Origin of the sequence: Pseudomonas frederiksbergensis (assembly GCF_003732665.1) — a bacterium.
GTDB classification, from domain to species: Bacteria; Pseudomonadota; Gammaproteobacteria; order Pseudomonadales; family Pseudomonadaceae; genus Aquipseudomonas; species Aquipseudomonas frederiksbergensis_G.
On the sequence record NZ_MOBP01000012.1, the window covers coordinates 178,583 to 191,339 of the forward strand.

Below are 12,757 nucleotides of genomic sequence, written 5' to 3' on the forward strand. Positions count from 1 at the left end.
GCAGATTAGTCCTTGCACCGGGAAACTGCTCGCGCAGACGTGCAAAAGCCCCGAGGCCTGGCAAAGGCATCGGGGCTTTTTATTACCCGGCGACTTCAGGCGCTGGGTTTGAACGACAGGATGTCGAGGTTCTTTTTGCGAAAACTGCTCTGCGGGGTCAGGCGGAAATACCATTCCCGCAGCCAGCAGGCCACTTTCGATTCGGCCTGTTCGATGCCACTCATGAACCGCGCAGCCTTGACCACGCCGTTGGCCCGTGGGTGGCGGAAGGCCTGGTATTGCGCCAACGCAGCATTTAAATCAGACGTTTGCGTCAGGTAGTGCGCCAGCACCACCGCATCTTCGATGGCCTGGGCCGCACCCTGGCCGAGACTCGGCAACATCGGATGCGCCGCATCCCCCAGCAACACCACTGGCCCGTCACAGAATTGCTCCACGGGGTCGCGGTCCCGGGCGTGCATTTTCAGAATGGCGCTTTCGGGCGTGGCGTCGATGGCGGCGACCACTTCCGGGGCCCAGCCGCGATAGGCGTCGAGCACTTCCTGTTTGCTGATGCTCAACGCCGCATCCGCCGCGTTTGCATGATTGCAGGTGCCCCACCAATAGGCCTGGCCATCGCCGACATCGCACAGGCCGAAACGCTTGCCGCGTCCCCAGTAATGCGCCACATAGCCTTCGCTCATCACCGGATGGCTGAAGGGCGTGACCGCCAGCCAGGCGATGTAACCGCTGGGGCGTGTGGGGGTTTCGCCCAACATCTGCTGGCGGATCACCGAGTTCAAGCCGTCGGCGCCAATCAACAGATCCGCCTGCCGGGTGCTGCCGTCCTCGAACGAGACCTGCACACCCTCCCCGTGATGGGTATAACCCACGCAGCGCAGCCCGGTGGTCAGGCTGTCCGGGGCAAGCTGTTGCGCCAGGGCGCGCAGCAGGAGCGGGCGCTGGATGTTCACGCTGGGATGGCCCAGTTGTTCGCCAATCGCATGGATGGGCATGCTGGTGATGGGCTCACCATTCTGGGTCTTGAAGAAAAACTGCTTGATCACCTGGCCCGCCTGTTCCACCGGGCCATGGGCGTTGATTGCATGCAGCGCCGCCATGGCGTTGGCCATGACCGACAAACCGCTGCCGCCGGTGCGCAGGGTTTGCGCCGCTTCGAAGACCTCGACTTGCCAACCCGCTCGCTGCAAAGCGATGGCGGTGGTCAAGCCACCGATGCCAGCGCCTGCCACGATGGCTTTTTTGATTGCTGTCATACCGTTTCACCTGTATCGAGCCCGGCGTCACCGGGCGTTGAATTGAAACCGTCGGTGACGGCTATGCGTATGCAGCCACGGTGTCGGCGCTTCTGACCCGCGCCGCGTCAATCCGCGACTTGATGACCTCGCCGACCCTTTGGATATGCGGTTCGCGCATCATGGTCAGGTGATCACCCTCCACGGCGATGCGCTCCACGTGTGGCGCCACCGTGCGCCAGCCTCGGTACGGGTCGCGGAATGCCGTGCCCACCAGTTCGTGCGGGGCTTGCAGCACATCTGGCAGTTCGACGTCAGCGGCGAACAATGTCAGCGGCAAGTCCAGGGGCGGGAAGCGGTAGTCCAGCAGCGATTGCCAGTTGGCATGGAACACCCGGTACAACTGATCCAGGGTGGCCAGGGTCATGCTGGCGTCGAAAACATCCTCGGCGATGCCGTGCCGTTTGATGGCTTCGAATGCTTGCGGGTCGCTCATGGACGAGAAGTCCAGGGCTTCATAGGCGTAGTCCTTCTGCCCGTCGCCGCTGAGCAGTTCCCACATGAACCAGTTCATGAACTCGCTGCGCTCGATCTGCACCTCGCCCTGACTGACCCGCACGATGGTGTCGAGCAAGAACACGTTGTGCAGACGCCGCCCACGACGTTTCAATTCGCTGGCCAGTTCATAGGCAACCACACCGCCATAGGACCAACCGCCGATGTTCAGCGGCCCGGTGGGCGCGACCTGCTCGATGGCATCGGCGTAATGCGCGGCCTGGGCCTGCACCGATTGCAACGGCTGGCGACTGTCCCAACTGCCCGGCGCTTGCAAGGCATACAACTGAACCCGGTCCTTGAGCACCCGCGCCAGCGCCGCGTAACACAACACATGCCCGCCGATGGGGTGGACCAGGAACAGCGTCGGCGTACGCTTGGCGTTTTTGAAATCCACCAGCACACCGGTTTGCCCCTGGCCGGATTCATTCTGCTGCAACACCAGGGCAAATTCGGCGATGGTCGGGGCCTGGATAAAGTCCGACAACGACGGCTCGCAGCCCTGGTGCCTGGCGAGCATGGCGATCAAGCGCACAGCCTTGAGCGAATTGCCGCCCAGTTCGAAGAAATTGTCGTGGACGCTGATGTCGTCCAGTTCCAGGGTTTCCTGCCAATAGGCTTGCAGCAAGTCTTCCCAGGTATTGCGCGGCGCGGTAAACGGGCGCAGCAACGTGGTTTGCACATCGACTTTCTGCAAGCGCTGGCGATCGATCTTGCCGGTCGGCCCGAGAGGCAGTTTGGCGATGCTGACCAGAGCGTTGGGCAGCATGTAGTCGGGCAAGGTCAGGCGCAGCTCGGCCTTGAGCCGATCCAGGTCCAGTTCGCGCCCCGGCATCACCTGGATAAAGCCCACCAGATAACGACCGCCGTCCGCCGCCAGTTTGTCGATCACCGCCACTTGCTGGATGTCGGCGCCGAACAGCGGGGAGCCGAGGATGGCGACTTCGATCTCGCCCAATTCGACGCGATAGCCGCGAATCTTCACCTGGGCATCGCTGCGACCTTGATAGATCAAGTCGCCCCAAGGCAGGTAGAAACCGATGTCGCCGGTCTCGTACAAACGCCGGTTTTCACCCTCCAGCTCGCGATAAACAAAGCGTTCGGCGGTCAGGTCCGGTTGGTTCCAGTAACCGTTGGCCAGGCACAACCCTTCGATAAACAAATCGCCGCTGACCCCGACCGGGCAGGCTTTGCCCGTGGCGTCGAGCACATGCATGCGCACGCCATCGATGGCCGTGCCGATCGGCGGCATGTTCGGCCACTCAGCGCTGGAGCCTTCCAGGCGCAGGCTGGTGACCACATGGGCCTCGGTCGGGCCGTAGTGGTTTTCCACGCGGCAGTCGTCGAGGCTGTCGATCAAGTGGCGGATTTCAGCGGTGATTTTCAACTGCTCGCCCGCCACGTTGATCTGGCGCAGGGACGCCGGGCGGATATTCAGTTGCAGGGCGACTTCGGCCAGGCCCTGAAAGGCGACGTAGGGCAGGAACAGCCGATTGATCGCTTCGGCGCCGATAAATTTCAGCAGGCGGATGAAGTCGTAGCGCAGCCCTTCATCGATCATCACCAGCTCGGCACCGCTGGACAGGGTCGAGAAGATTTCCTGGAACGAGACATCGAAGGAAATCGGCGAGTACTGCAAGGTCTTCAGCGGCATGCCCGTGACCTCCTGCTCGCGGATTTGCCAGCGGATCATATTGCTCAAGGCTTGATGGGGCATGGCCACGCCTTTCGGCCGCCCGGTGGAACCGGAAGTAAACAGCAGATAGGCGTTGTCGTCGCCGGCAATCCCGGCCGCTATCGAGGCGACCCGCTCATGGCAACGGGGCAGGTTGGCGTCGAACTCGGCGACCACGGCCTCCCAGTACCGCCGCTCAACCCGGCTGGCCAGGGTCGCCACCAGGTTCGTCGGGGCATCGGCAGACAGGATCAAACGCGGCTGGGAGTCTTCGAGGATCAGGCGGATGCGATCCTGGGGGTAGCTCAGGTCAATCGGCACGTATGCGGCGCCGGCCTGGATCACCCCCAACAGGGCAATGATCAGCTCCGGCGAGCGGGGCATCATGATTGCCACCCGATCCCCCGGACCGATGCCGCGCTGGTGCAGCCAGTTCGCCAATTGGGCGCTGCGGTCCGCCAGTTGTCGATACGACAGTCGGGCCTGGCCGAAACTCACGGCGACCTGCTGGTCATGCCGGGCAAAGCTGTCCAGCAACAGGGTCGAGAGGTTGCCGTGGGCGGCGGGCGCGGTGTGCTCAATGGGCGGCATCCAGTCCGGGATGCGAGGCGGTGCGTCGGGGTTGGCGATCATCAGTTCCAGGGTGCGCAGCATGTAGTCGGCATAGACCTCGACCTGGCTGCTGGCCACCCGGGCGGTGCGGTAGTCGGTTTTCAACATCAGCGAGCCGTTGGACGGATGCCGGCCCGCCGTGGTCAGCAAGTCATAGTTGCTGGCCTCGGTGGTTTCCCAACCAGTGAGGATTTCTTCGCCGGGTGCCAGCAGATCGTTGAGCACGTAGAAGTCGACGTAGTTGAACACCACGTTCAGCGCCACATCGGTTTCGCGGTGGATCAGCGCGAACGGGTAGCGCCGATGGGCAAACACCTGTTGCTCCTGGTCCATCAAGCCGCGAATCACATCCAGCCAATTGGTGCCAAGGGTGCTGAAGCGCAAGGGCAGGGTGTTGAGAAACAAGCCCAGCACCTGAGCGCTGTCGGCAAATTCCGGGCGACCATGGCTGATCACGCCGCACAGCACTTCTTGCTGATTGGAGACGATGGCCTGGGCAAACCCATGGGCCGCCAGCAACACCGCACGCAAGGGCAGGTCCCGGGCGCGGCAGAACGCTTCAAGCCGCGCCACATCGGCGGCGGGCATTTCCCGGTAGGCCGAGCGGTGGGGTGTCGGGTCCGGGGCCACCGCGTGGGTCCAACTGGTCATGGACGCGGCGGGGGCGTCGTGCAGGTAGTCGCGCCAGAACTGACGGTGGGTTTCGTTGGCGATGGCTTCCTGTTCGAGGATGACAAAATCGGCGGGGGTGGTGGTCAGGGCCGGCAATGGCGCATTGGAGGTGTACAACGTGATCAGGTCACGCATCAGCGTGGCAACGCTCCAGCCGTCGAGAATCGCGTGGTGGAAACTGAAGACAAGATCGATGTCATCCGCCCCGACAAACACGCCGAACTGGTACAGCGGCGCCTGATGCCAGTCTTCGCGGTGAAGTTTGCGTTCTTCCACGTAGTCGGCAACCGCCTGCTCGCGACCCGCCGGGTTGGCGGAAACGATGAACTGCAACGGCGATTCCACCCGCGAATGCACGCGCACCATCGGCACTTCGGTGTGGCCGACATCGAACGACATGCGCAACGCCGGATGCCGCTCAATCAGGCAGCGACACGCTCGGTCCCACACCGCGGCGTCCCATTTCAGGCGCAGGCGATAGCGGAAGATGTCGTGATAAATCGCCGACTCCGGGTGCATCATCGAGTGGTAGATCATCCCGACTTGCAACTGCGAGGCAGCAAACACGTCATCGTACAAACCGGCGCTGGCCAGGCGAATCGCCTCTGGCACCAAGGCGAAAGGCGCCACTTGCACCAAGGGTTGCAGGGTGGTCGACAGGCCCCCCAGCGACTCGACGCTTTCGGCCAGTTGCGCAATGCTCGGGTGCCGGTAAATCTGCGCCAGCGTCAGGGCAATCCCTTGTTCACGGGCCTTGACCTGCAAGTGAATGACCTTCAGGGAGTCGCCGCCAAGCATGAAATAGTTGTCGTGAATGCCCAGTTCCGAACGCTTGAGGTTGTCCCGCCAGAGGTCGGCCAGCAAGTGTTCCAGTGCGGTGCGCGGCGCCGTTGTATCCCGGCGGCCCAAGTCTTCATCGGGTTCGGGCAGGGCCTTGCGGTCGAGCTTGCCGTTGGCGTTCAGCGGGAATTGCTCAAGCTGGATCAGGTGCCGGGGCACCATGTAGTCAGGGACTTGCTCAAGCAAGGTTTCCTGCAAGGTTTGCGCTGACAGCTCAACACCCGGTTCGCCGACAAAATAGCCGCACAGCCAGGCATCGCCTTCGGCCTGTTGACGGGCGACCACCACGGCTTCCTTGACGCCTGCACACGCCACCAGTCGCGATTCGATCTCGCCCAACTCGATGCGCAGGCCACGAATCTTCACCTGGAAATCATTGCGGCCCAGGTATTCGAGACTGCCATCGGCCAGCCAACGGCCCAGGTCGCCGGTCTTGTATAGGCGCGCCTGGGGATCATCCTGGAAGGGATCGCGGATAAACCGTTCGGTCGTCAGCTCCGGGCGATTGAAGTAGCCCCGGGCGACGCCGATGCCGCCGATATGCAGCTCGCCGGCAATGCCTGGCGGCAGCGGTTGCAGGTTGGCGTCGAGCACATGCATCTGCGTATTGGCGATGGGGTGACCAATCGGCACGATGCCGTTGTGTACGTCGGGCCGGCAATGCCACGCGGTGACGTCAATCGCCGCTTCGGTCGGGCCATAGAGGTTGTGCAATTGCACGGTCGGCAGGCGTTCGAAAAAGCGTTCCTGCAAGGCATAGGGCAACGCTTCGCCACTGCACAGCACTTGCTTGAGCGCCGGCAAGCGTTGCGGTTCAACCTGATCGAGGAACACCTGCAACATCGACGGCACGAAGTGCAGCAACGTAATGCCGGCGCTGGCCATGGTGTCCATCAGATACGCCGGGTCCTGATGCCCACCGGGAGCGGCGACCACCAGTTGCGCGCCGCTGAGCAATGGCAGGAAAAACTCCCAGACCGACACGTCGAAACTGAACGGAGTCTTTTGCAGGACCACGCTGTGCTCATCGACGCCATAGACATCGCGAGCCCAGAGCAAACGGTTCACCACGCCGTCATGCTGGTTCATCACGCCTTTGGGCAGGCCCGTGGAACCGGAGGTGTAGATCACGTAGGCGAGGTGTTGCGGCGTCAATTCGACGGTCGGGTTGTCCAGCGGTTGCCGGGCCAGGTGTTCCTGGTCGGTGTCCAGGCACAACACCGGCACCGTCACAGCGGGCAGGCCGGCCAGCAGGGTGCGAGTGGTGAGCAGCGCCGCGGGGGCGCTGTCGCTGAGCATGTGGCTCAAGCGGTCGGCCGGGTAGCCGGGGTCCAGCGGCACATAGGCAGCGCCTGCTTTCAGAATACCCAGCAGACCGACGACCATCTCCAGGCTGCGCTCCACGCAAATGGCCACGCGGTCGTCCGGGCGAATGCCGGTTTGCAGCAGGGCATGGGCCAGTTGATTGGCCTGGCGATTCAGTGCGTCATAGGTCAGTGATTGCTGCTCGAAACGCACGGCAATCGCCTCCGGGCGAGCGGTGACCTGAGCTTCGATCAACTCATGCAGCAGTGGCGTTTTCGGGTAGTCGACCTCAGTGCGATTCCACCCAGCCAATACCTCCCGTTCCGTGTCGGGCATCAGCTCAAGGGCGCTCACCGATACATCAAAATCAGCCACCACACTGTGCAGGATGCTCATGAAACGCTGTTGCAACGCCTCGATCTGCGTGGCATCGAAATACGCCTCGTTGTAGATGAAATGCATCCACACATCATCCTCCGGCCCGGCCTCGCGCACGTGCATGGCCAGGGGATTCTGTTCGTAGCCGTTGCTCAGTTTGACCGGGTGCGCGAGGGTGCCGTCGTACCACGTGTCCTGGTCCTGCTCGAAGGACACCACCAGGTCGAACAACTGCCAGCGGCCAAGGTTCTGCAAGCCGAGTTCACGGTTCAATTCGCTCAGCGGATAACGCTGGTAGCGGTAGTCCTGCTTCAGGGTCAAGGCAATCTTGCCGACCAACTCGCTGAACGTCAGGTCCGTGCCCAGGCTCAGGCGCACCGGGCTCATGCCGACGAACAAACCGACCGTGGCCTTGTGCGCGGCGTTGGCGCGGTTGAGGATCGGCAGGCCGATGACGATCTCGTCGCGTTGGGCCACCCGGGCAAAGTAGCTGTACAGCGCACCGAGCATCACATGGAAAATCGAGCCCTGGCCGCTGGCCTTGGCCAATTCGCCGAGGCGATTGTAGAGCCCGCGAGGCAGGCGCCAGGTGTGGTTCTGGCTTGGCGCCAGGTGTTGCCCGACGCGGCTGTCCGGGCGCGGCGCCAGCAACGGCTCGGGCAGCGTGCGGTATTTCTCCAGCCAGTATTGGCGCTGACGCTGGAACGCCGTCGAGGCTTTGTCGCTGCTCTGTTGGGACAGATAGGCCTGATAACTCGGCGCCGGCAGCATCGGTTGCGCGGCGGAGTAGGCCTCGCTGATGGCCTTGCCGATCATGGCGAAGGACCAGCCATCGACGATCAGGTGATGGCAATTGAAGAAGAAGTAATAGAGGTCGTCCCGCACCTTCAGCAGTTCAGTGCGGTACAGCAAACCCTCGTCAAAGGAGAACGGCGTTTGCAGGTTTTCTTTTAGCAACGTCAGGGCGGCAGCCTCGGGATCAGCCTGCCCGGAGACATCGATCAAGGAATACGTGGTGCTCACCGACGCCAAAAAGCGCTGGCGCGGCAGGGGATGCTCCACCGAGCCGGGCACCAGTTGAATGCGCAGGGCATCGTGGCGGCTGACCACCTGATCGATGGCGTGCTGCATCCGGACGGCATCCACCGCGCCGTTGATCCGTGCGTAACCGCCGATGTTGTACAGCGGCGAGTCTTCGTGCAGCCGCTGATCCAGCCAGATATCCAATTGCGGGGTCGTCAGCGGGTAAAGCAGGTCACTTGAATCGGGCTTGGCCTGAGTCATGAAGTTCTCCGTGGGCCTGGCCCAAAACTGATGAAAAGCGTGACGACCGGGCTTCGCGCAGGCGTGGCGAAGCAACGGAGGTCAGAAGTCCGTTGCTGGGATCAGCGATTAAGGCAGGTCTGGAATAACCCGTTTACGCGACGCGGTACGTCTTCGCGCGCGCCAGTGCCAGTGCTTCGACTTGCAGGGCGGCCGCTTCACTGGCGCTTTCGCCGCTGGGAATCAGGCCGCGATAACGAGCGCAATTGGCCTTTACTTCAGGGCTGGTCAGCACCGTGTCCAGGGCCTTGGCCAGCGCTTCGGCCGAGGCCGGAGGCGACAGGCTCACGCCGCAACCCAAGCGCTCCATGCGCGCCGCATTGTCGAACTGGTCATGGGCAAAAGGTGTGGCCACTTGCGGTACGCCGGCGGCCATCGCCAACGCGGTTGTGCCGACGCCACCGTGGTGCACCAGGGCGGCGGTATTGGTGAGGATGCGGCTCATGGGCACGTAGCGGCGCACCAGAATCTGGCCGGCGGCGGCCATGGCCGGGTCCACCGGTTGCCGGGTCAGGAACACCCCGCGACGATTGACCGCTTTCAACGCTGAAACGGCGGCGGCGAAATACTCGGCGCCATTGACCTGGGTCGAGCCCGGGGTAAACACCACCGGGGCTTCCTCGCTCAGGAAATCGTCCAATTCGCTGTCGGGCGGCTGGAAACCGGACTCATCGAACAATGGAAAACCGGTCAACACGGTACGGGCCGGCCAATCCGCTTCGACCTTGGCGAACCACTCAGGGAACAAGCCCAAGACCCCATCGGGCGAGCAAATCCATTCGCTGATGATTCGCTTGGTCGGTGGCAGGCCCAGCTCTTTGCGGAAGCGATTGAGTTCCGGTTTCATCAGCCCGTCGAGGAAGGTTCGCTCGACCAGCCGCAGCACCAGGCGTTTCACCGGCAGGGGCACAAAGCTCGGCAGGTTGGTGCCCGGCGGATGCACCGAGGGCGAGGCGGCCGACCAGAAACCGAATGGCGAGACTTGCGCGGTGATCAGCGGGACGCCGTGTTTTTCCTGGAGCAAACGGGCCGAAAACGCCCACAGGGAACCGAGCATCACGGTGTCGTCGTCAAGCGCGCCTTCCAGCAGTTCGTACTGCTCGCGCAGGGTGCTGGAGACGGTTTTCCATAAGGTCGGCAGCGATGTTCGGGTACGCCACAACGCCGGATCAGCCATCACCGCGTCATATTCCTCGGCGGTGCCCAAGGGCAAAAAGGTGAAGCCACAGCGCTCGATCAACGGCGCGAAGGCGGCGCTGGCGCAAAAGGTCACGCGGTGGCCACGGGCGGCGAGGGCGCGGCCGATACCGACAAAGGGGTGGACGTCACCGGCGGAGCCGATGGCCGTAATGATCACATGCATAAGAATCCTTCCTGTCGAGTGATCTTGCGGTGGAGGCCTAGGCCGGGGCGACGATCAAATCCCGGGCCGAATAGAAGCCCAGCACCGTGCGTTTTTTCTCGCGGTATTCGCAGGGCACCAGTGGCGTGCCCGGCAGGTCCGAGGTGAAAGAGGGGTGTTTGACAATCATCTTCCTGCCGCCCGCCCGCAGGCGCACGTATTCACCGGGTTCGAATGTGTTCATTTTCATTGCCCTCACAATGCAACATTCAATCGTTCGGCCCAGCCACCACCCAGCGCCTTGTACAGCCCGACCTCGGAGGTCAGTTGTGCGAGGCGGTCGGTGATCAACGTTTGCTGGCTGCTGAACAGGGAGCGTTGCGCGTCTAGAAAGGTCAGGTTGTTGTCGACGCCGATGCGATAACGACGCTCGGCCAACCGGTAGTAATCCTGGTTGGCCTGCACCAGATCGCGCTGCGCGGTCAGTTGTTCGCTGTAGGTCTTGCGCGCCGCCAGGCCGTCGGAGACTTCCTGGAAAGCAGACTGGATGGATTTCTCGTATTGCGAAACCCGGATGTCTTTCTGGATTTTCGAATAGTCCAGGCTGGCCCGCAGACTGCCGGCGTTGAAAATCGGCAAGTTGATTTGCGGCTGGAACAGCCAGGTGCCGGAGCCACCCTTGAACAGCCCGGACAGTTGCGAGCTGGAGGTGCCGGCGTTCGCCGTCAGGGTGATGCTGGGGAAGAACGCAGCCCGGGCAGCGCCGATGTCGGCGTTGGCGGACTTGAGCAGGTACTCCGCTTGCAGAATGTCGGGACGCCGTTGCAGCAAGTCCGATGGCAACCCGGCCGGTACTTCGCTGAGCAGGTCGGAGTTCAGTGGCTGGCCGGGCAGGTTGTCCGGCACCGAGGTTCCGACCAACAGCGTCAAGCCGTTCAGGTCCTGCGCCACTTGCCGCTGGAACTTCGCCAGATTGGCCCGGGCCCCTTCGACGGTGGTCCGTGCCTGGCTGACATCCAGCGCCGACGCCACGCCCACCGTATTGCTGCGGGTGGTCAGGCGCAGGCTTTCTTCATAGGACTTGAGGGTGTCCTGGGTCAGCACTAACAGTTCTTGGTCGGCACGCCAGGTCAGGTAGGCCGTGGCCACATTGGCCACCAGGCTGAGCTGGGTACTGCGCCGGGCTTCTTCGCTGGACAGGTACACCTGCATCGCTTCCTCGCTCAGGCTGCGGATGCGCCCGAACAAGTCCAGTTCATAAGCGCTGATGCCCAGGCCGGCCGAGTAGGAACCGCTGGTGACGGCCTCACCGGTGGGCGACAGCTTGGCGGGTGTGCGCTGGCGCGTGCCGGAGCCGCTGGCCGAAACCGCCGGGTACAGGTCGGCGCGCTGGATCTGGTATTGCGCGCGATACGCCTCGACATTCAACGCCGCCACCCGCAGGTCGCGGTTGTTGCTCAAGGCGCTCTGGATCAACTGCTGCAACGCCGGATCACGAAACTGATCGCGCCAGCCTTGCTCCGCTGCGCCATTGTCGGCCTGGGCCGGTGCATAGGCAGGGCTTTGCGGGTATTGCTGGGCCACCGGTGCGGCTGGCCGTTGGTAATCAGGTATTAGCGAACAACCGCCGAGAACAAACGCAACGGCCGCCAGGGACATCGGGGACTTGCTCATTGACCAGCCTCATCGTTGGGGATTTACCGCGCAGAGGGGAATAGGGGCTCTAGGCCCCGATCATCCATTTGGCCAGCCCGTGCCGACCGCTGACGCCGAGTTTGGCGGCGGCGCGCTTGAGGTAGGTTTCGACGGAGCTGTTCTTGACGCAGAGTTTCTCGGCCATTTCGGGCACGGTGCCACCGGTCAACAGCCCCAGGCACACCTCTTTTTCCCGCGCCGACAGCGCCACGTCACACAGCGTCAGCCGTTCGTTGAAATCCCGTTGCAGCGGGGTTTGCTCGAAGGCCACCACCGGCCGAGCCATTGGCGTGCCAGCCTTGCGCACGTTGACCTGACGACTGATCCGCGCATGCCGCTCAACCAGCGGCAACAGGGTTTCCGAGAGGTTTTTCAGGAACGACAATTCGCTCAGGGAAAAGTCGCGCTCCGCCAATGGCCGGTGCAACGAGATCACGCAGCGCCGATTGCCCTTGCCGGACACCAGGCTGCATTGATGGGACACGCTGCTGAGTTGATACCCTTTGGCGTCCATCATCGGTGCGTTCATGTGGATCAGGATGGAGTCTTCCACCTCAAGAATGCTCTTCATGAGGGGATGTTCGTCTCGTTGCCGGGGAGTCACGGAACAAGGCAGGGGGGGAGACGTCAGGTCCTCGGGGAGGCCTGCATTGCCAAGGGACTGGATGTCGATGACGCTTCCCTGGCTATCGTCTGTGGTCCATTCGCTGAGTTCGACCAGGCTGATGGAAACTGATGTCCCTATCAGTTGGTGCATATTCGTGACGAAGTGATCATGTCCTACGCTTGAAATCAGTTTCCCTAGTTCGAAATAGATATGCGGATTCTCTATATTTCGTACGCTACTGATTCGATTCATAAGCCTGCATACCAAAATCGCTGGCTGACCTGGTTTCCGACCGCCCGGCCGAAAATAACCCTGCCCCCATGTCAAATTTCCACCGTCGCGCTTCATTGATTTAGTGCACGACTAAATCGATTCAGCGTGGGTGAATTATTAAAACCTACACGTTTATAGGTGTATGTAGGGGGATACAGGGACAGGCATGTCACAAAATTGGCGTCAATAACCATGGATATCGGCCTCCGTGCCGAGGGAAACATTTGTTCGAAACTAGCGTTTGT

Annotated in this window: 6 protein-coding genes; all 6 read right to left on the minus strand. The window is 62.2% G+C overall.

Annotated elements, in window-relative coordinates:
• Positions 1-95: 95 nt before the first annotated feature.
• Positions 96-1,256, minus strand: coding sequence for an FAD-dependent monooxygenase (locus BK665_RS18420; protein ID WP_123407936.1), 1,161 nt, complete (start codon positions 1,254-1,256; stop codon positions 96-98).
• 61 nt (positions 1,257-1,317) lie between these two features.
• A complete protein-coding gene (locus BK665_RS18425) occupies positions 1,318-8,556 on the minus strand; it encodes a non-ribosomal peptide synthetase (RefSeq protein WP_123407938.1) in 7,239 nt (2,412 codons plus the stop codon).
• A 133-nt stretch (positions 8,557-8,689) separates the two neighbouring features.
• Complete coding sequence (locus BK665_RS18430; protein ID WP_123407940.1) at positions 8,690-9,958, minus strand: glycosyltransferase; 1,269 nt, start codon at positions 9,956-9,958, stop codon at positions 8,690-8,692.
• 37 nt (positions 9,959-9,995) lie between these two features.
• Complete coding sequence (locus BK665_RS18435) at positions 9,996-10,181, minus strand: hypothetical protein (RefSeq protein WP_123408424.1); 186 nt, start codon at positions 10,179-10,181, stop codon at positions 9,996-9,998.
• 11 nt (positions 10,182-10,192) lie between these two features.
• Positions 10,193-11,611 (minus strand): AdeC/AdeK/OprM family multidrug efflux complex outer membrane factor, encoded by a 1,419-nt coding sequence (gene adeC / locus BK665_RS18440; RefSeq protein ID WP_123407942.1) that lies wholly within the window; start codon positions 11,609-11,611, stop codon positions 10,193-10,195.
• A 49-nt stretch (positions 11,612-11,660) separates the two neighbouring features.
• Positions 11,661-12,491, minus strand: coding sequence for a helix-turn-helix transcriptional regulator (locus BK665_RS18445; RefSeq protein ID WP_123407944.1), 831 nt, complete (start codon positions 12,489-12,491; stop codon positions 11,661-11,663).
• Positions 12,492-12,757 lie beyond the last annotated feature (266 nt).